Origin of the sequence: Erwinia sp. JH02, assembly GCF_013074405.1 — a bacterium.
In the GTDB taxonomy this organism is placed as follows: domain Bacteria; phylum Pseudomonadota; class Gammaproteobacteria; order Enterobacterales; family Enterobacteriaceae; genus Erwinia; species Erwinia rhapontici.
On record NZ_JABANZ010000002.1, the window covers coordinates 611235 to 630391 of the forward strand.

The following is a 19157-nucleotide window of genomic DNA, read 5'->3' on the forward strand; positions in this document are numbered from 1 at the left end:
TAGTGTCTGTTAGTGACGTTTTCATCTCACCTGTCAGTTGCCTCTTTCTACGGAAAAAAACCGTTTAAACCTGCCTGCAACGTTATTAGCGATATATCCATTACCCGCACAACTTTGCTGTTTCACCTGCTTTGTCTCTGACCGATGCGATCCCGCTCACAGAACAAATTATTGAATATGAAACCGGTTGCAGAAACAGGTCAGTTTCAGCTATCTATTAAAGAAACCTAGACCGGAGAACAACCATGAATAAAATCTTACTCTGTTGTGCCGCAGGTATGTCCACCAGCATGGTGGTGCAGCGTATGGAAAAAGCCGCTAAAGAAAAAAATATTGCCGTGGAGATTAATGCGGTTGGGCTGGACGAGTTTGTTGAGCAGATCGCCGATTACGACTGCTGCCTGCTCGGCCCGCAAATCAAATACAAGCTGGTGGATTTCAAGCCGCTGGCCGATGAACTCAACAAGCCGATCGCCGTGATCAACACCATGGATTACGGCATGATGAACGGCGAAAAAATCCTCGCAGACGCCCTCTTGATGATCCAGAACGGCGGGGCCGCCAAATGAGTCGCTTCAGCGAGTCCCTGTTCGGCGTGATCGAGAATCGCATCAGCCCGATCGCGGCCAGGCTCTCCAGCCAGCGCCACGTGGTGGCGATCAAAGATGGCTTTATCTCGTCGATGCCGTTCCTGATTGTGGGTTCGTTCATGCTGTTGTTCGCTCATCCACCGTTCGGTGCCGACAGCCAGTGGGCTTTTGCTCAGTGGTGGCTGGGCATGGTGGAGCGTCATTCAGCGCAAATCATGATGCCCTACAATATGACGATGGGCATTATGGCGGTCTATATCGCCGCCGCCATCTCCTATAACCTCGCCATCAGCTATAAGATGAACGGTTTTATGGCCGCCTGTCTGTCGCTAATGTCGTTTCTGCTGGTCGCCGCGCCGCAGGGCAATGGCGCACTTCCTGTGGGTTCGCTGGGGGGAGAAGGGATCTTTACGGCGATTATCGTCAGCCTCTACTCCACTGAGCTGATGCACTTCCTGCAAAAACACCATATCGGCTTTAAGCTGCCAGAGCAGGTTCCGCCGAAAATTCGCCAGTCGTTCGATCTGCTGATCCCGATCCTTGCCATCTTCCTGACACTGTTCCCCCTCAGTCTGCTGGTACAGGATCAGTTCGGTATGCTGCTGCCGCAGGCGATTATGGCGATCTTCAAACCCATTATCTCCGCGTCTGACTCACTGCCAGCGGTACTGATTGCCGTGCTGCTGTGCCATCTGTTGTGGTTTGCCGGTATCCACGGTGCGGTGATCGTCGGTGGGATTTTGCAGGCCTTCTGGCTGACCAACCTCGGCATTAACCAGCAGGAATTAAACGCAGGCCAGCCGATCACGCAAATCTTTATTGAGCCATTCTGGCAGTTCTTTATCGTGGTGGGCGGTTCCGGTTCCACCATGGGCCTGGTGTTCCTCTATCTGCGGAGCCGTTCGGCACACCTGCGCTCCATCGGCAAGCTGGGTCTGGTGCCGAGTATGTTCAATATCAATGAGCCGATTATCTTCGGTTCCCCGGTGGTGATGAACCCGCTGCTGTTTATCCCGTTTATTACCGCACCGCTGGTCAATGCCATTATTGCCTGGGTGGCCACGCGTACTGACCTGGTGAACCACGTGGTTTCGCTGGCCCCCTGGACCACACCCGGCCCGATTGGTGCCGCCTGGTCAACGGGCTGGGACTTCCGCGCCGTGATTCTGGTGGGCGTGCTGATTGTGGTATCAACGCTGATTTACTATCCCTTCTTCAAAATGTATGAGCGCGAGCTGTTGAAGCAGGAGAAGCCAACCCCGTCGGATACTGAACTGAAAGCCGTGGAGAACTGATCATGGATATGGAAACCACCGTAATGGAACTCATCATTCACGCCGGCGAAGCCCGCTCCTGCTCAATGCAGGCGCTGCGTGCAGCACGGACTTATGACTGGCAGGAAGCGGACGCACAGCTGACGGCCGCGACAGCCGCTGCCAGAGCCGCGCATAAGATCCAGACGGCGCTGATTGGCGCTGATGAAGGGGTCGGCAAGGTGCCGGTGAACCTGATTCTGGTCCATGCGCAGGATCACCTGATGAACGCCATGCTGTGCCGTGAGCTAGCGGAAGAGATCATCATCCTGCATCGTGAAGTGCAGGCGTTGAAACAGGCCAAATAATCTCGGGCGAGGCATGCCTCGCCCCAACACGTATTTCGCAGGGATCATGCATGCCTCACCCTGCACGTATTTCGCAGGGGTCATGCATGCCTCGCCCTGCACGTATTTCGTAGGGGTCAGGCATGCCTCGCCCTGCACGTATTTCGCAGGAGTCAGGCATGCCTCGCCCTGCACGTATTTCGCAGGAGTCAGGCATGCCTCGCCCTGCACGTATTTCGTAGGGGTCAGGCATGCCTCACCCTGCACGTATTTCGCAGGGGTCATGCATGCCTTGCCCTGCACGTATTTCGTAGGGGTCAGGCATGCCTCGCCCTGCACGTATTTCGCAGGAGTCAGGCATGCCTCGCCCTGCACGTATTTCGTAGGGGTCAGGCATGCCTGACCCGTCAAAAACGCAAGGAGAACAGGATGCAATACCGCAAGCTATCGCCCTTCCCTGACGGTTTTTTATGGGGAGCTTCCACCTCGGCCTATCAGGTAGAGGGGGCGTCGAACCAGGACGGTAAAGGACCCTCGGTCATTGATAAAGCCCGTTTCGATCCGCGCCTGACAGACTTCACTGTGACCAGCGATCACTACCACCGCTTTGCCGAAGATGTGGCACTGTTCGCTGAACTGGGCCTGAAAACCTACCGTCTTTCTATTTCCTGGAGCCGCCTGTTCCCGCAGGGAACCGGTGAGATCAATGCCAAAGGCGTTGAGTTCTATCAGAAGCTGATCACCGCACTCACCGACAAAGGGATTGAGCCGCTGGTCACGCTGTACCATTTCGATCTGCCCTGGGCGTTACAGGAGAAAGGTGGCTGGTCCGATCCCGCCACCATCGCGGCGTTTGAGCACTTTGCCCGCACCTGCTTTGAGTTGTACGGCGATCGGGTGAAATACTGGCTGACCATAAACGAGCAGAACATGATGATCCTCAAAGGGGATGTCATTGGTACGCTGCCCGCCGGCACACCGGACCCGCACAAAACCCTGTATCAACAGAACCACCATATGATGCTGGCGCAGGCGCGGGCGATGATCGCCTGCCACGAGATGTTGCCTGCGGCAAAAATCGGCCCGGCACCGAATATCTCCTGCGTCTACCCGGCCAGTTCCAAGCCCGAAGACGTGCTGGCGGCGAATAACTTCACCTCTATTCGCAACTGGCTGTACCTCGACCTCGCCTGTTATGGCCGTTACAACACCATTGCCTGGCGCTTTATGCAGGAGAAAGGCTGGCTGCCAACGATTACCGATGCCGAGATGGCGTTGCTGAAGCAGGCGAAACCTGACTTTATCGCCTTCAACTATTATGCCTCCGCGACCGTTGCCGCCGAGTTGAGCGATGAAGGGGAAGGCAACCAGAAAGTTGACCAGCAGATGGCCGGTATCGATAAAAGCGTTTACGTTGGCACCAATAACCCGCATCTGAAGAAAAATCAGTTTAACTGGTATGTTGACCCGGTTGGCTTCCGCATCACTGCCCGCGAGATCTACGATCGTTACCACCTGCCGCTGATTGTCACTGAGAATGGTCTCGGTGCCTTTGACGAGCTGGCCGCCGGGAATAAAGTGTATGACGACTACCGTATTGCTTATCTCAGTGACCATCTTGAGCAACTCCAGTTAGCGATCAGCGATGGCGTCGACCTCTTCGGTTACTGCCCGTGGTCAGCGATCGATCTGGTCAGTACGCATCAGGGGATCAGCAAGCGTTACGGCTTTATCTACGTTAACCGTGATGAGCACGACCTGAAGGATCTGGCACGCTACCGTAAGAAAAGCTTTAGCTGGTATCAGCGCGTGATCCAGACCAACGGGGCGAATTTAAATAAAGATATCGAGTATTAAATCCCGGCATCAATCGTTGGGGATTTGTAGGGGCGAGGCACGCCTCGCCCGCATCATTAAGACGTTGTTAATCTCACCAGAAAGGATGGATTATGTCAGAGCAGCAATTACCAAAAGATTTTTTATGGGGCGGCGCGGTTGCGGCACACCAGGTTGAAGGCGGTTGGGACCAGGGCGGTAAAGGTCCAAGTATTGTCGATGTCTTATCCGGCGGCGCGCACGGCGTGGACCGCGTGATCACCGATGGCATTGACCCGGCGCATCACTACCCGAATCACCTGGCGGTGGATTTCTACCATCGCTACAAAGAAGATATCGCGCTGTTTGCCGAGATGGGCTTTAAGTGTTTCCGTACCTCGATTGCCTGGACGCGCATTTTCCCGAAAGGCGACGAGCTGGAGCCAAACGAAGCGGGCTTACAGTTCTACGACGACCTGTTTGATGAACTGCTGAAATACAATATTGAACCGGTGATCACCCTCTCCCACTTCGAGATGCCTGAGCATCTGGTGAAAGAGTACGGCGGCTGGCTGAACCGTAAAGTGGTGGATTTCTTTGTGCGTTACAGCGAAGTGGTACTGAAGCGCTATCAGCACAAAGTGAAATACTGGATGACCTTTAATGAGATCAATAACCAGCGTAACTGGCGTTATCCGCTGTTCGGTTACTGTAACTCCGGGGTGATTTTTAACGACCACGAAAAACCCGAGCAGGCGATGTATCAGGTTCTGCATCACCAGTTTGTTGCCAGTGCGCAGGTGGTAAAACTGGGTCACGAGATCAACCCGAACTTGCAGATCGGCTGCATGCTGGCGATTGTGCCGCTCTACCCGTGGTCATGCCACCCGGATGATGTGATGTTCGCGCAGGAATCGATGCGTGAGCGCTATCTGTTCGGTGATGTGCACCTGCGCGGTTACTACCCATCGTACATTCTGAAAGAGTGGGAGCGTAAGGGTTACCAGATTGAGATGCAGCCGGGCGATGAGCAGGCGCTGCGTGATGGCTGTGCTGACTATCTGGGCTTCAGTTACTACATGAGTAATGCGGTGCAGTTCTCTGCGAAGGACAGCGACGACGGTCGTCATATTGAAGGTTTCCCGGGCAGCCGTCCGAACCCGCATGTAAAAGCCTCCGATTGGGGCTGGCAGATTGACCCGGTCGGCCTGCGCTACACGCTGAACGCCTTCTGGGAACGCTATCAGAAGCCGATGTTTATCGTTGAGAACGGCTTTGGTGCCTACGATACCGTTGAAGCCGATGGTCAGATCAACGATGACTACCGTATTGCTTATTTGCAGGCACATATTGAGCAGATGAAAATTGCGGTACTGGAAGATGGCGTTGATCTGATGGGTTACACCCCATGGGGCTGCCTCGACTGCGTGTCATTCACCACCGGCCAGTACAACAAACGTTATGGCTTTATCCATGTGGATAAAAACGATGACGGTACCGGCACCATGGCGCGTTCGAAGAAGAAAAGCTTCGACTGGTATAAGCAGGTGATCGCCAGCAACGGTGCGGATCTGTAACGTGTTGCGGTGATGTGGTGTCAAAGGACCACAAAGGGCAGAACGCCGGGACGCCGTAAATCCATCCCTGGAGGCTCCAGCCGCCGCATCCATGCGGCGGAGGCCCGGCTAACCTGTCCCTTTGTGGTCCCTGTCTGACAACATCGTCGCTGTTGAAAAAAGTCACAGCAACACCGTGCTAAATGGCAATCGGGGCTATCCGGGTTAGCGGACCGTTGAGCGCAGGGATGCGCGAACACGAGCCCCCAGGGATGGGTTTACGGCGTGTCCGCGTTTCGGATAGCCCTGATAGGCCGAATGACGGTTTATCAGCGATAAATCAGCCCTTCTTCCCCCCCGATTTACCAATCGACCGATGCAGATCCTGAATGCGCTTCATCGACTTCATGGTTTTCTGCGGGGCAGTAGACGCCAGCGACATGACCAGCATCTCCAGGCATAGCAGGACGGAACCGTGCAGAGGGACTTTGCCGTTTTCCCCGCCGCGCGGCACGGTGATCACCGTATGCGCTTCCCGGCTAAAACGGGAGTCGGGCGCATTGGTCAGTAAGATGGCAGGGATCCCCAGCCGTCGCGCTTCGGCCAGCGTGGTGAGCCCTTCGCGATGCGCCGATTTCTGCCCCATCATGATCAGTACATCGCCGCGTTGGAGATCTAACAACTGTTCCGCCAGCAAAATTCCGGTGCGATTCAGCGCATACGCAGGCGTACCGATACGCGTTAATAATCGCGCCGTGTAGTCAGCCAGAATTCCGGAAGCCCCAATCCCAAAAATCGCTACCTGTCGCGCCTCGGCCAGCAGAGCGACGGCTTGTGCCATCGCCCGACGATTCTGCGGTTCACTTAGCGCTTCACAAGCACGCTGATGCCCTTCCACCACAAAATCAATGCTGGCATTAATATCGCAGGACAGCGCGCTGACCGTGGTATTCATCTTCTCCGCTGAGTTGATCCCTGGCCCCAGGAAACGCTCGATAGTCAGCTTTAAATCACGTAACCCGGCGAAACCCAGCGCCTGCATGGCCCGGATTACCGTCGCATCTGAACTCTGCGTCGCAGCGGCGATCTCCATCGCCGTATTCTCCAGCACCACATGACGGTGCTCGTTGATATAGCTGGCCACCGCATATAACCGTGGGGAGAGTTGATGCGCACGTGCGCGAAAACGCTCGCCGTACAGATCCACACGCCTGCGCCCGGTAGACAAACTCATGGCTGCCCCGCTTTTTCCGGCAGCGTGCGCCCGGAAAGATGCGATTGCACCTGTGCCACCAGCAGCCCCAGCGAGGCATAAGAGTTCGAGATCACTTCGTCGCGTGACAATAAAATGTAATGCCCTTCGCGACAGGCGCGTAAGAAATCACAGAATCCCGGCATGACCCGATTCATATCGGCGATCTCATCAGCAGGTTTACCTCCGGTATCAGCCCGCCAGGTATCAAAAATATAATCTGCATCCAATTCAGGGAGTCTTTCTGCGCTGACATCGACTCTTCCTCCCTCAGGGATCGCGTCCACCAACGGAGGAAAACGAAAACCGGCATCGCGAAGCACCCGCCCAAGCGAATGGTAGCTGTGATGCACGGTTAGCTTGCCATTGTTGGCCTGTAATACCGATACGGTAATGTGCTGCGTATCCACCACGTGTTTAAGCTGTTTGATCTGCTCCTGGTAGCGGCGTTCCAGAATCGCGAGCTGTGCCTGGCTGCCCGTCAGTTGCGCCAGCTTGCTGTAGATACGCGGAGCGCCCCCTTTAAGGTGGTCAATACTGACCGTCGGGGCAATTTTCTCCAGCTGTTCAACCGCCACATTGCGGGCAGGCTCGGTGATGATCAGATCCGGTTTGGCCGCAGCAATCGCTTCAATATCCATATCGGCAGTGCCAATAAACTGAATGGACGAGTTATCGAAATCCACCCCGGTGAGCAGACCGCTTGAACGCAAAAAATGGCTGCCGTCCGGGCGCGTGCGTCCGTGGCTGGCCACAGGCGGTACACCCAGTTCAATCAGGGGAATGGTGATATCCAGATCATGTAGCGAGACGATACGTTTCGGATGCATCGGCACGACCACCTTGCGACCCAGATCGTCGGTAAACGACTGCGTGGGCACCGCAGCAGCAGCGGTAGCCCCGATTAGCAGCAGCAGAGAAAAGAGAAAACGCATAGCAGTTCCTTTAGTAGGGGCGAGGCACGCCTCGTCCGGATTACAGCGCATCACGACGGCGCCAGAGCAACAGCAGGAAAAACGGCCCGCCCACCAGGGCAATCACAATGCCCGCCGGAATTTGCAACGGGGCAAAGGCCAGCCGCCCGATGGTGTCCGTGACCAGCACCAGCAACGCCCCAATCAGCGCGCTGCCGCTGAGCAGCGCAACCTGCCCGCCGCGCAGCAGAAAACGCGCCATATGCGGGGCGATCAGCCCGACAAACCCCAGGCTGCCCACGCACGAGACGCTGGCCGCCGTCAGCAGGACTGGCGCGGCAAAGCGGATCAACGCCAGATGCTGTAGCCGCACGCCCAGACCGCTGGCCGCCTGATTACCGAGCAGCGCCACATCAGAGGCACGGGCAGTAAGAAACAGGATCAGCGCGCCCGGCAGCGCCCAGCAGGCGGCAACGGCCAGCAGTGACCAGGTCGCGGCATGCAGGCTGCCCGCCATCCACACCAGCGCCGTCTGCACATCGCGCACGTCGGCGGTGGTCATAAATACCCCTATCCCAGCCGAGAATGCCCAGGAAACGCCGATGCCGATCAGAATAAAACGGGGACGCGAGAAATCCCGCGCCAGTGCCACCACCAGCAATGCCACCAGCAGCCCGCCCGCCATCCCCGCCAGCGGCCGCCACAGCAGACCGAGCGATGGGAACAACAGGATCAGCGTCAACACCACCGCGCTGGTGCCTTCTTTCACCCCGATCAACCCCGGATCGGCCAGCCCGTTACGGGTAATGGATTGCATCGCAGCGCCCGCCATCCCCAGCATCGCTCCACTCAGGGCGGCCATCAGCAGGCGCGGCAGACGAATATCCCAGACAATGTAGTCCTGCTGTGACGGCAACGGTTGCGGGTAGAACAGTGCCCGGCCAATGGCCGATGCAGGGACGGGCAGCGATCCCTGGGTAACGCCAAAAATCACCAGCGCCAGCGCCAGCAACGCCAACAGCGCAGCGCAGGCCAGTGCACGCGGGCGCAGCAGCAGGCTAAAGGCACCCCACTGCCAGCGCCGATAGCCCACCCGTTGAAGCGACATTTTCATTTAAAAAATCTCGACGCGATAAAGATAAATACCGGCGCACCGACCAGCGCCGTCATCACGCCCGTCGCCAGTTCCTGAGGGGCAATCAGCGTGCGGGCGGCAATATCCGCCAGCAGCAACAACAGTGCGCCGCACAAGGCCGACAGCGGGATTGCCAGGCGAATATCATCGGTGATCAGTCGCCGCACGATATGCGGCACCACCAGACCAATAAAGCCAATGGGTCCTGCCACCGACACCGCCGCACCGCACAGCAGCGCGGTGGCGATCAGCCCCAGCAGCCGGGTACGGGCAATATTCACCCCCAGCCCGCTGGCAATCACATCGCCCAGTGCCAGCACATTCAGACGCGGGGCAATCCACAGTGCCAGAACCATCCCTACCGCACCCGGCAGCGCAGCAGCGCGCGTCAACGTCCAGCTTAGCCCGGCAAGATCGCCCGCCAGCCAGGTGCGTATTTCCATCAGCGTTTGTTCATCGAGGATCAGGATAGCCGCCGTGACTGACGAGGCAAAAGAGGAGACCGCCACGCCACAGAGGGTCACCTTCAGCGGCGTCAGACCGGTACGCCCGGCGGATGCCAGCAGCATCACCAGCGCAAACAACGCGGCAGCGCCCCCAGCCGCAATCAGCGGGCGACCCAACAGCAGCCCGCCCCATTGACTGCCCAGCGCGGACGCAATGACGACTGCCAGTGCCGCCCCGGCATTCAGCCCGAGGATATGGGGTTCGCCCAGCGGGTTGCGGATCACCGCCTGGAGCAGCATTCCGGCCACGCCCAGCACCGCACCGGTCATCAGTGCAGCAACCAGTCGCAGCAACCGCAGATCCACGATCACCTTATGGTCAAAGTTACGTGGGTTAAATTCCAGCAGCGCCTGTAATACCGTACCGGGGCCGATATAACGCGCCCCCAGACCGAGGTGGATCAGCGCGCAGCCCAGCAGGGCCACCAGCAGGATGATCAGTGCCACGCCCGAACGGGCGCGACGACGGCGTACCACCGCAGCAAAATCACTCATCCGGTGCGGTCACCGGGCGCCCGGAACGGCATAAAGAAGGGTTTTCCGGTCAGCGGGTTTACCGACATCTGAACGTCGACATCAAACACCGTTTTGATCAACGCGGGTGTACAGTGCTCTCCTTCGCGGATCACACCCTCCAGGCGCCCCTGTCGCAGGAATACCACTGTATCGGCATAGTTCACGGCAAAGTTCAGGTCGTGCAGCACGACGACAACGGTACGGCCATGCAGTCGCGTCAGATCATGCAGCAGTTCGAGAATATCGACCTGATAACGCAAATCGAGGAACGTGGTGGGTTCGTCCAGCAGGATAGTGGCGGTTTGCTGTGCCAGCGCCATCGCAATCCAGCAGCGCTGGCGCTGGCCGCCGGACAGACTGTCGACAGGCAGATGGGCAAACTCCAGCGTGCCGGTCATCCGCAGGGCATCGAGCACCGCTTCTTCATCTTCCGTTGACCACTGACGCATAAAGTTTTGCCAGGGATAGCGCCCGCGTGACACCAGTTCAAATACGGTTAATCCATCCGGCAACAGCGGCGATTGCGGCAACATGCCCAGCTGGCGTGCCACCGCTTTGGTGGGCTGATCGTGGATGATTTTACCGTCGAGCCGCACGCAGCCGTCGAGAGGCGCCAGCATACGGGCAATGGTGGTCAGCAATGTGGATTTACCGGAACCGTTCGCGCCGACCAGTACGGTCATTTTGCCGTGTTCGATGGTCAGGCTGACACCGTCAACAATGATTTTTTTGCCATAACCGGCAGAGAGTTTGTCGAGGACAATACCCTGTTCTGCGGACGCCGGGAGTGCGCCTGCTGTCTTTTCCACCCGCTGTGGCATCTACCGCTCCTGCACCGCAACGGCGTGGCAACCGGCCAGCGCGCGCGTACGCCTTAAATAAAAATAAATCTCATTCGTTTTCTCGATCATGCGTAGAATGCCTGTAGTAGTCAAGAAATAATAGACAGCTTACTGACAGAGCGATACCCGGTTATAAAAGCCATAAAAAGATGCTGGATATGAAATTATTTAACCTATTTATCAAAAGATTAAAAAATAATACCCGCAATGCGAATGTGATAATTCAGCGGTAATCAGCCTGTCTGTTTTTTTGATGTTTTTTACATTTACTACTACATAACGGCGTGTTTGAATGATTCTCAATTACATATCCGAGCCATGAACACCGGGTTTAACGGATAGGACTGCGCGTGACGCAACCCATCGGGCAATGAAGACAACACACCTTTTCTCATTCAACAGGGAATGAGAAAGCTTGCGGAAAATACAATAAATGACTGAATTATCACCTTCTTTTCTGGGGAAAAAAGGGCGCGTACTGTTTTCAATGCTCTTTATCGGGGTGCTGACAACGCCGGTAGCGATGGCAGCAGTCACGCCAGCCAGCAACGTGAACAAAAGCGATGCCGACAGCAGCAATGATAGCGGCACGCTGACGGTCGAAGCGAAAGTATCCGATGCAGACCAGCCAATGACCTCCGGCTATCAGCCGCTGAACTCTTCCACCGCCACGCTGACCAATACCCCGCTGCTGGATATTCCGCAGGTGGTGAACACCGTCAGCGACCGGGTGATTGAGGATCAGCACGCTACCACGCTGGATGAAGTGCTGAACAACGTCAGTAACGTGGTTCAGACCAACACCCTCGGCGGCACTCAGGACGCGTTTGTACGCCGTGGTTTTGGTAGCAACCGTGATGGTTCGGTGATGACCAACGGCCTGAAAACCGTGCTGCCGCGCAGCTTTAACGCTGCGACCGATCGCGTTGAAGTGCTGAAAGGCCCGGCATCAACGCTGTACGGTATTCTCGATCCCGGCGGCCTGATCAATGTGATAACTAAACGCCCGGAAAAAACCTTCGGTGGCTCGATTCAGGCCACCTCCACCAGCTTTGGCGGCGGCACCGGCAGCGTAGATGTTACCGGCCCGATTGAAGGCACCAATCTTGCTTACCGCCTGATCGGTTCTTATCAGCATGAAGATTACTGGCGTAATTTCGGCAAAGAACGCAGCAGCTTTATTGCCCCGTCTCTGACCTGGTTTGGCGATGATGCCACAGTGACCGTTGCTTACTCACACCGTAACTACAGCACCCCGTTCGACCGCGGCACCATTTTCGATTTGGATACCGGCCATGCGGTGGATGTGAATCGCGAAACCCGTTTCGATGAAGCCTATAACATTACCGACGGTGAGTCGGATCTGGCCCAGTTGAATACCGAGTACCGCATCAATAATCAGTGGACGGCGAAGTTCGATTACAGCTTCAGCCAGGACAAATACAGCGATAATCAGGCGCGCGTGATGGCCTATGATTCCGCCACCGGCAACCTGACGCGTCGTGTCGATGCCACCCAGGGATCGACCCAGCGCCAGCACTCCGCACGTTTCGATCTCCAGGGCGACGTGGTCATCGGCGGTTTCTATAATGAGATCCTGACCGGGCTGTCGTATGAGAACTACGATCTGCTGCGCACCGATATGATCCGCTGTAAGAACGTGAAAGATTTCAATATTTACACCCCGTCCTACGGCACTACCGGGAAATGCACCACGGTATCGGCCGCCGACAGCGACCAGCGCATCCAGCAGGTCAGTTACTCCGGCTACGTGCAGGACTCGCTCTACCTGACCGATAAGTGGATTGCGGTCAGCGCCATGCGCTACACCACCTTTACCGAATATGCCGGTAAAGGCCGCCCGTTCAACGTCAATACTGACAGCCGCGACAGCGCGTGGGTGCCGAAATTTGGTCTGGTGTATAAAGCCACACCGAATATCTCGTTCTTCGGTAACGTTTCGCGTTCGTTTATGCCGCAGTATTCGATTGCCAGCTACATCGGTGAGCTGCCGCCGGAAACCGCGACCGCCTATGAAGTGGGTGCCAAGTTTGACCTGTTCAGCGGTGTGACCGCTAACGTGACAATGTTCAATATCGATAAGAGCCACGTGCTGTATACCGATACGGTTAACGGCGAGAGCGTGGCGAAAACCGCCGGGAAAGTGCGTTCGCGTGGGGTAGAAGTGGATGTGGCGGGTGCGCTGACGCAGAACGTCAACGTCATTGCCAGCTACGGTTATACCGATGCCAAGGTGATGGAAGACCCGGATTATCAGGGCAAGATGTTGCCTAACGTGCCGCGTCACACCGGTTCACTGTTCCTGACCTATGACTTCCACAACGTGATTGGCGGCAATACGCTGACCGTTGGCGGCGGCGGTCATGCGGTGAGCCGTCGTTCCGGTGACAATGGCGAGGATTACTCGTTACAGGGCTACGCGGTAGCGGATGCATTCGCGTCTTATAAGATCAAAACGCAGAACCCGGTGACCTTGCAGGTAAACGTGAAGAACCTGTTCGATAAGACGTACTATACCTCGTCGATCGCCACCAACAATCTGTCCAACCAGATTGGCGATCCGCGTGAAGTGCAGTTCACCGTGAAGATGGATTTCTGATAGTCAAATTTGGGTCAGTTGAAATACGGGTCAGGCATGCCTGACCCCTACGAAAATCGGGACCACAATGCCCCGCGCGGCAAAACCGCACCACAACCGTAGCGACCGGGCATGCCCGGTCCTTTTATGGTCCGTGTTCAAAAACCGTAGCGGATCGCATCCTTACTCTGCTGCATCAACCCGTCGATTTTCTCTGAGTAAAGCTCCACGCCCTTGCCGTCACCCGCCAGTGAACAGGCGCGACGCTTCGCATTCCAGGCCTTCATCAGCTGGGCCTGGGCAAAACCCGGTTTCCCGTAGCGGGCCATGCTCTGCTCCCAGCACTGGATGGCACTGTCGCTGTCCTGCTGCGCCATAAACTGCTTACCCAGCTCATTCAGCGCGTCAGCACAGGCTTTAGCCGGCAGTTCCTGCTGTAAGATCTTCTCAATTGCGTCCATAAAACCTCCTGATTCATTAATGGAAGAAGTTAAGGATATGGCCGAATACCAGTCCGACGCCGATCACATCCGAGTCGCTAAAGGTCACGTTCTGGAAGCCATACTGGCCGAGCAGCGGCAGTAACAGCGCGGGCAGCAGCGTGATAAACAGCCCATGGAACACGCCACCAATCACCGCACCGCGCCGTCCACCCACGGCGTTAGCAAAGATCCCGGCGGTGCCCCCGGCAAAGAAGTTGGTCAGCATTCCCGGCAGGATCATCGCCAGCCCAACCCACGGGAACAGGAACATCCCGATCACCGCACCAATGGTGGTCGAGATAAAACCGATGATCACCGCGTTAGGCGCATAGGGGAACAGCACCGGGCAGTCGAGTGCCGGAACCGCATCCGGCACGATGCGCAGCGCAATACCGCGAAACGCCGGGACAATTTCCGCCAGCAGCAGGCGCACACCCGCCAGCAGCACATACACACCGACAACAAACTGGATAGATTGCAGGAAGGCATAGACCAGATAGTTCACACCATTAGAAGAGGCGGCCACCACTTCCGGGCCTGCAGCAATCGCCGGAATCAAGTAGATCGGGATCATCACCACCATCATCGACAGATAGGTGTCTTGCAGGAAGGACAGCGCCTGCGGCAGCTCCACATCTTCAGTGCTTTTGCTGACATCGCCGGTCACTTTTGCCACACTCGCCTGCACCATATAGCCGATAGTACAGAAGTGGCCGAGGGCAATATCATCACCGCCGGTGATCTTACGCACAATCGGCTGGGCAATCGCGGGCATCAATACCGCCATCACCCCGGCAATGCCCCCGCCAAGCAGGATCAGCTCCACGCCGCGCAGCCCGCCCATATAACCAATCACCGAGCAGACGGTCGCCATCCACAGCGATGCCTGCCCAGTGAGGAAGATATATTTGTAGCGCGTCAGACGGGCGATCAGAATATTGACGACAAAGGCGACCACCATAATCAGGGCTGTTTCACGCCCGAGGGTTTGCTGGGCGATACCGGCGATGGAACCCACATCGGTCACCACACCGCGCATATTAAAGCCTTTCTGGAAGATATCGCCGAGGAAGGTTAATGTGGCAACAATAATACTGGCACCCGACAGCAGCACTAAGAAACCCAGTAACGTTTTTAATGTTCCGGTGATCACCTGGCCCGGGCTTTTTCGCAAAGCAATCAGGCCAATCATGGCAATTAAAGAGATCAGGATAGACGCCTGCCCCAGAACATCATGGACAATAAAGGTAAGGAAAGACATAGAACTCCCCTGTTTACTTTCACATATACCCTTCATACTTCAAGCTACAGATGTGTTGGCTCGAATTATTTTGGGTAGATATTATTTATGATTTAAGGTGCCGAAGGCGACGTAAACCATTTTGGATTTAATCGGATTTTTAAAAAAAATTAGATAAGATAGCCTTTCTCTTTAAGGATCGGCTCTAGTTTTAGTTTTATTTCGTTCTTATCCACCAGACGCTTAAGATAAATAATGGTGGAATTGATGGTGTAATGCTGGAACTGCGAACGGAAATTTTCACCGGTCATGATAATATCTGCACGCGATGAGGTCGCGCTGGAAATATCACAGTGAGATAAGTCGGCATCCACACCCAGATCTTTCAGTGCCGCTTCAATACTCATTTCACAGGCAAAACTACTGCCCAGCCCGGCACCACATACGGCCAGAATAGATAATTTTTTCATCAGGCATACCTTAATTAAGTGTCTGTAAGTCCGCGACCTCTGACTGCGGGTATGATGACGGGCATCCCAGCCCTGACGGCGGTTCAGAACTGCTGCAGAATGTTAAGTACCGCTGACTTATCCCGTGCCTGCCTTAACTGTTCGACCACGCCGTCCTGGCAAAAAAGCTGCGACAGGCTGGCGATCATTTCAATATGCGAGTGGCTATCGATAGCGGCCAGTGCAAATATCACATACACCGGATCATTATCTTCACTACCAAAGTTCACACCCTCAGAAATAATTAATAAGGAGAGTGCCGTATGATTCACCCCTTCCTCTGGCCGGGCGTGGGGCATCGCAATACCTTCACCCAGAACATAATAGGGACCAATCTGTTCATGCATATCATAAATAGCATTAAGGTATCGGGGTTGTACTGCACCATTATCGATCATCGGTTGCAATGCAATCTCAACGGCTTTACGCCAGTTATCCGTATGCGTTAACAGTTTCAGGTTACTGTCATTAATCCAGTCGGTTAACATACATCGTCGCCCTGTTCATTATTCAGCAAGTTAATTCACTATACTTTCCGCAGAATGATAAAAACGTGATCAATATGACTTATTTAATAATAAATTATTAAACATCAGTTAATTAGATTAATAACCATAGCTTCGCCCTGGTTAATTACACCAGTGGTAACACTCTTTATTTAATACGCCGTAAATATTCAGGATTAATCCTGTTTATTTTTGGCAGAGGCGAATAAATTAACTAAGCTTGATTCACGATCTCCTGCGTCCAGCGAATTAACCCATTGAAGTCGATCTCGCTGCGTTGATCGGCAACCCATACCGGCCCGAGTTGCATCGGTTCGGCGCGGTCAGCCAGTTGTTGCAGTTCTGCCACGTATTCCGCTCCCGGATGTCCCGGCAATCTTGCGCCCAGCCTGCTGCTGTAACGCTGCGCTGCCATCTCACCAGGGATCTGGCACCAGATCTCAGCAATGCGATCAATGCCCGCCGCGTCGATAAACCCTGACAGATCCGCTTTTGGCTGGAAGCCAAACCACGCATCAACAATAAAGGTGTTACCTGCCGGGGCAGCGGCAATAATCGACCAAATCACCTGATAAGCGGCAATGCCCAGCTTACGGTTCATCGGGCGGTCAATACCGTCAATCTGACGCATAAACGGCTCTTTAATCTGATCCAGCGTCAGCAGTGGCCAACCGGTCGCCGTCGACAGACGGGTGGCGATATGGCTTTTTCCCGATGCGGGTACGCCGTTCACCATCACCAGGCGTTTACCGTGGTTCCGGGGGGCAGAGTGCTGCAAAACGGGCTGCTCAGGCATGGCTGGTTTTTTCCTCTGTGCTACGGGCATGGAAGTACTTGCCGATCACCGCCTGGATTTCACGCAGGCGTGGGATGGCCAGCGTTTCCAGTTTTTCGCGGGTGATACGGCGGTCCAGCGAGATGCAGTCTTTCCACAATGCACGCCCGGCAATCACACCGGAAGCGCCGTTGCTCATAGCATCCGCCACCTGGGTCAGGAAAGTTGTATGATCCACTCCCGCCGAGAGTACGGCCCAGGGCACATCCCCGGCAAGCTCGGTGATATCGGCACAAGCTTTAGCCGATCCAGGATACGGGATCTTCAGCACTTTGGCACCCAGCTCCAGTGACAGTTTGGTGCCTTCATAGATCAGTGACGGCACACGGCTTTTATACGCGTCGTCCGTCTCTTCCGGCAGGGGATAGGTAAGAAACTCCACCACCAGCAGCAGATCTTCGCGGGCAAAGTCTTCGATGCAGTGGCGCAGAATATCGAGGTTATGTTGATTCGCATCCGGGCGGTCGGCGCGTAAATAGACCATAATTTTACCGCCGTTAGCGCCCAGCTCGCGCACGCGGCGGGCGCTGATGCCCTCCACAAGGCGTGAATTGCGGTAGCCTTCCGGGGTGGTATCAAAACCCGACGCATCCAGGCCAATCAGCAGAGCGGTATCGCGATTGATGATCCCGTGATCCACCAGATCCGGTACAGCACAGACGGCATCCACCAGCACGCAGGAAGCCTGACTGGCGAGATAGCGGGTGATATCCGCCTTGATACCGCCGAGCTGCTGCTCGGAAATGGCTTTTTGCTGGTCGGGATCGGCACTTAACAGCGTTCGCATCGCACCGCGCTGGTCGCAGGCAATCACCAGCATCGCGCCGTTGCTGCCGCAAATTTGCTGATAACCGCGCAGTTCAGAAGTGGACATGTGTGACATTAGGGTGAACTCCTATACAGATTACAGGGTAAAAAAGCCGTCGTAGACGACCCGAAAGTTACCTTTAGCCTGTGTGCACGACGCCGGGCTGTTGCCGGTGAATCTCCAGTCCTGTCAGGGGTTTCAGCCACCTGTGCACGTTGCAATTTTGCTGGTGTTGAGCAATAATTCTCCAACCGATGAACTGAGTGTAATACATTGCAGAAAGGAATTACAACCCTGAAAGAGCCACTTTTACAAGATCCCGCCACCACGCGGGCAATGATGCATATGGTGGCGAAGCTGCACTATCAGTCCGATATGTCGCAGGTCGATATCGCTAAAAAACTGGGCGTGTCCACCGCCACGATCTCGCGTCTGCTGACCAAAGCGCGCGCGGCGGGGATTGTGCGAATAGAGGTGATTGAGCTGACGTCCCCTGAGGAGATCACGGCGGATCTGATTGCCCGGCTGGGGTTAAAAACCGCTGCCGTGGTGGAGTCCCCACCTGCCAATATCCTCAGTGCCCTGAATGCGCCGCTGGCCTCGCTGCTTCAGCAGGCCGACCTGGTCAGTGGTTCGGTCGTGGGCATTGGCTGGGGACGGGCGGTACGTGAAGTGACGCTATCCGGCCTGCCGCGCCTGCCGGGGGTGATGACGGTTGCACTCAACGGCGGTATGCAGCAGGCGGCGGCGCATTTTCAGATTAACGAATTTGTGCGCCAGGCCGCAGAACAGATGGAGGGAACACCGCATTTCCTGCACGCGCCCTATATCTCGTCGCCGGTGCTGCGTGATGCATTTCTCTGCGATCCGGGCGTGCAACAAATTACCTCGCTATGGGATAAGCTGGACGTGGCCATCGTGGGCGTCGGCCTGACGCATCATGCGCCCCACCCCAGCGAAACCAGCACGGCCACCCCTGATGAGCAGGCGCTCAGCCATGCAGCGGGCGATGTTCTGCGCCACTACGTGACCGAACAGGGGGAAGTGCTGCACTGGGAGGGCGAACAGCGGATGATTGCAGCATCACCAGACCAGCTTCGTCAGACCCCGTTATGCATCGGGGTGGCGGCCACGGCAGAGAAAGCCGCCGGGATTATTGGTGCCGTACGTTCCGGCATGATCAACGCACTGGTGACCGATATTAAAACAGCTCAGGCCATCCTTGACCGTCTGGTCACCGAGCCGCAGTAAACCATAACTGCCTTTATCCCTGGCGGATAAAGGCAGTTCATTCTCTGTAAAAATAACACCTTATAAGAAATAACCTATTACGGATTAATTCTCATTCCGTAATATTGATCCAATTTATTTTTTAATAGGAATAGTTATCATAATCATTTAAAAAGCAGAACTGTTTATATTCACCATGGAATGATTATCACTTACCAATCA

At 55.5% G+C, this 19157-nt stretch carries 18 protein-coding genes; 7 read left to right on the forward strand and 11 right to left on the reverse strand.

The genetic code is table 11. From position 1 onward, the window contains the following. The first annotated feature begins 245 nt into the window (after positions 1 to 245). The 5 genes from HHI26_RS07565 to HHI26_RS07585 all read left to right on the forward strand — a co-directional run bounded on the left by HHI26_RS07565 (position 246) and on the right by HHI26_RS07585 (position 5582). Complete coding sequence (locus HHI26_RS07565) at positions 246 to 569, forward strand: PTS sugar transporter subunit IIB (protein ID WP_133843682.1); 324 nt, start codon at positions 246 to 248, stop codon at positions 567 to 569. After that, positions 566 to 1885 carry a PTS sugar transporter subunit IIC gene (locus HHI26_RS07570; protein WP_133843683.1) on the forward strand — a complete coding sequence of 440 codons (1320 nt, stop codon included), beginning with the start codon at positions 566 to 568 and terminating at the stop codon, positions 1883 to 1885. The genes HHI26_RS07565 and HHI26_RS07570 overlap by 4 nt, the downstream gene beginning before the upstream one ends. 2 nt (positions 1886 to 1887) lie before the next feature. Then, entirely contained in the window at positions 1888 to 2211 is a 324-nt protein-coding gene (locus HHI26_RS07575) for a PTS lactose/cellobiose transporter subunit IIA (protein ID WP_133843684.1), read from the forward strand. 408 nt (positions 2212 to 2619) lie between these two features. After that, positions 2620 to 4047 (forward strand): glycoside hydrolase family 1 protein, encoded by a 1428-nt coding sequence (locus HHI26_RS07580; RefSeq protein ID WP_133843685.1) that lies wholly within the window; start codon positions 2620 to 2622, stop codon positions 4045 to 4047. Between the two features lie 92 nt (positions 4048 to 4139). Next, positions 4140 to 5582, forward strand: a complete 1443-nt coding sequence (locus HHI26_RS07585) for a 6-phospho-beta-glucosidase (RefSeq protein ID WP_133843686.1) — start codon at positions 4140 to 4142, stop codon at positions 5580 to 5582. Between the two features lie 319 nt (positions 5583 to 5901). Here the strand turns inward: HHI26_RS07585 and HHI26_RS07590 are convergent, their stop codons facing one another. From HHI26_RS07590 to HHI26_RS07610, 5 genes are read right to left on the reverse strand one after another with little or no spacing between them, the layout of a single operon-like run. After that, on the reverse strand, positions 5902 to 6795 hold the full coding sequence (locus tag HHI26_RS07590) for a MurR/RpiR family transcriptional regulator (protein ID WP_133843687.1): 894 nt from the start codon (positions 6793 to 6795) through the stop codon (positions 5902 to 5904). After that, positions 6792 to 7748: an ABC transporter substrate-binding protein gene (locus tag HHI26_RS07595; RefSeq protein ID WP_171148864.1), complete on the reverse strand. Its 957-nt coding sequence runs from the start codon at positions 7746 to 7748 to the stop codon at positions 6792 to 6794. The genes HHI26_RS07590 and HHI26_RS07595 overlap by 4 nt, the downstream gene beginning before the upstream one ends. A gap of 40 nt (positions 7749 to 7788) precedes the next feature. Then, complete coding sequence (locus HHI26_RS07600; RefSeq protein ID WP_167863882.1) at positions 7789 to 8841, reverse strand: iron ABC transporter permease; 1053 nt, start codon at positions 8839 to 8841, stop codon at positions 7789 to 7791. Further along, complete coding sequence (locus HHI26_RS07605) at positions 8838 to 9863, reverse strand: iron ABC transporter permease (protein WP_159337377.1); 1026 nt, start codon at positions 9861 to 9863, stop codon at positions 8838 to 8840. The genes HHI26_RS07600 and HHI26_RS07605 overlap by 4 nt, the downstream gene beginning before the upstream one ends. Continuing rightward, entirely contained in the window at positions 9860 to 10705 is an 846-nt protein-coding gene (locus tag HHI26_RS07610; RefSeq protein WP_171148865.1) for an ABC transporter ATP-binding protein, read from the reverse strand. The genes HHI26_RS07605 and HHI26_RS07610 overlap by 4 nt, the downstream gene beginning before the upstream one ends. 454 nt (positions 10706 to 11159) lie before the next feature. Between HHI26_RS07610 and HHI26_RS07615 the strand changes: the two genes are divergently transcribed. Next, positions 11160 to 13346, forward strand: coding sequence for a TonB-dependent siderophore receptor (locus HHI26_RS07615; RefSeq protein ID WP_133843696.1), 2187 nt, complete (start codon positions 11160 to 11162; stop codon positions 13344 to 13346). Positions 13347 to 13483: 137 nt separating this feature from the next. On the opposite strand, the gene HHI26_RS07620 is transcribed toward HHI26_RS07615, so the two are convergent. The 6 genes from HHI26_RS07620 to HHI26_RS07645 all read right to left on the reverse strand — a co-directional run bounded on the left by HHI26_RS07620 (position 13484) and on the right by HHI26_RS07645 (position 17780). Further along, positions 13484 to 13786 (reverse strand): hypothetical protein, encoded by a 303-nt coding sequence (locus HHI26_RS07620; protein ID WP_133843698.1) that lies wholly within the window; start codon positions 13784 to 13786, stop codon positions 13484 to 13486. 16 nt (positions 13787 to 13802) lie between these two features. Continuing rightward, entirely contained in the window at positions 13803 to 15104 is a 1302-nt protein-coding gene (locus HHI26_RS07625) for a PTS sugar transporter subunit IIC (protein WP_346775677.1), read from the reverse strand. A 113-nt stretch (positions 15105 to 15217) separates the two neighbouring features. Beyond that, complete coding sequence (locus HHI26_RS07630) at positions 15218 to 15517, reverse strand: PTS sugar transporter subunit IIB (protein WP_133843702.1); 300 nt, start codon at positions 15515 to 15517, stop codon at positions 15218 to 15220. 83 nt (positions 15518 to 15600) lie between these two features. After that, a complete protein-coding gene (locus HHI26_RS07635; protein WP_133843704.1) occupies positions 15601 to 16044 on the reverse strand; it encodes a PTS sugar transporter subunit IIA in 444 nt (147 codons plus the stop codon). A gap of 232 nt (positions 16045 to 16276) precedes the next feature. Then, positions 16277 to 16858: an AAA family ATPase gene (locus HHI26_RS07640; RefSeq protein WP_166653728.1), complete on the reverse strand. Its 582-nt coding sequence runs from the start codon at positions 16856 to 16858 to the stop codon at positions 16277 to 16279. Beyond that, a complete protein-coding gene (locus HHI26_RS07645) occupies positions 16851 to 17780 on the reverse strand; it encodes a tagatose-bisphosphate aldolase (protein WP_159337375.1) in 930 nt (309 codons plus the stop codon). The genes HHI26_RS07640 and HHI26_RS07645 overlap by 8 nt, the downstream gene beginning before the upstream one ends. Before the next feature lie 198 nt (positions 17781 to 17978). Between HHI26_RS07645 and HHI26_RS07650 the strand changes: the two genes are divergently transcribed. Further along, entirely contained in the window at positions 17979 to 18956 is a 978-nt protein-coding gene (locus HHI26_RS07650; protein ID WP_227535700.1) for a sugar-binding domain-containing protein, read from the forward strand. The last annotated feature ends 201 nt before the right edge of the window (positions 18957 to 19157 follow it).

Bases quoted from the DNA above. Each gene is read 5' to 3' on its own strand.
- HHI26_RS07565 (WP_133843682.1), top strand. From the start codon at position 246: ATGAATAAAATCTTACTCTGTTGTGCCGCAGGTATGTCCACCAGCATG.
- HHI26_RS07570 (WP_133843683.1), top strand. From the start codon at position 566: ATGAGTCGCTTCAGCGAGTCCCTGTTCGGCGTGATCGAGAATCGCATC.
- HHI26_RS07575 (WP_133843684.1), top strand. From the start codon at position 1,888: ATGGATATGGAAACCACCGTAATGGAACTCATCATTCACGCCGGCGAA.
- HHI26_RS07580 (WP_133843685.1), top strand. From the start codon at position 2,620: ATGCAATACCGCAAGCTATCGCCCTTCCCTGACGGTTTTTTATGGGGA.
- HHI26_RS07585 (WP_133843686.1), top strand. From the start codon at position 4,140: ATGTCAGAGCAGCAATTACCAAAAGATTTTTTATGGGGCGGCGCGGTT.
- HHI26_RS07590 (WP_133843687.1), bottom strand. From the start codon at position 6,795: ATGAGTTTGTCTACCGGGCGCAGGCGTGTGGATCTGTACGGCGAGCGT.
- HHI26_RS07595 (WP_171148864.1), bottom strand. From the start codon at position 7,748: ATGCGTTTTCTCTTTTCTCTGCTGCTGCTAATCGGGGCTACCGCTGCT.
- HHI26_RS07600 (WP_167863882.1), bottom strand. From the start codon at position 8,841: ATGAAAATGTCGCTTCAACGGGTGGGCTATCGGCGCTGGCAGTGGGGT.
- HHI26_RS07605 (WP_159337377.1), bottom strand. From the start codon at position 9,863: ATGAGTGATTTTGCTGCGGTGGTACGCCGTCGTCGCGCCCGTTCGGGC.
- HHI26_RS07610 (WP_171148865.1), bottom strand. From the start codon at position 10,705: ATGCCACAGCGGGTGGAAAAGACAGCAGGCGCACTCCCGGCGTCCGCA.
- HHI26_RS07615 (WP_133843696.1), top strand. From the start codon at position 11,160: ATGACTGAATTATCACCTTCTTTTCTGGGGAAAAAAGGGCGCGTACTG.
- HHI26_RS07620 (WP_133843698.1), bottom strand. From the start codon at position 13,786: ATGGACGCAATTGAGAAGATCTTACAGCAGGAACTGCCGGCTAAAGCC.
- HHI26_RS07625 (WP_346775677.1), bottom strand. From the start codon at position 15,104: ATGAAGGGTATATGTGAAAGTAAACAGGGGAGTTCTATGTCTTTCCTT.
- HHI26_RS07630 (WP_133843702.1), bottom strand. From the start codon at position 15,517: ATGAAAAAATTATCTATTCTGGCCGTATGTGGTGCCGGGCTGGGCAGT.
- HHI26_RS07635 (WP_133843704.1), bottom strand. From the start codon at position 16,044: ATGTTAACCGACTGGATTAATGACAGTAACCTGAAACTGTTAACGCAT.
- HHI26_RS07640 (WP_166653728.1), bottom strand. From the start codon at position 16,858: ATGCCTGAGCAGCCCGTTTTGCAGCACTCTGCCCCCCGGAACCACGGT.
- HHI26_RS07645 (WP_159337375.1), bottom strand. From the start codon at position 17,780: ATGTCACACATGTCCACTTCTGAACTGCGCGGTTATCAGCAAATTTGC.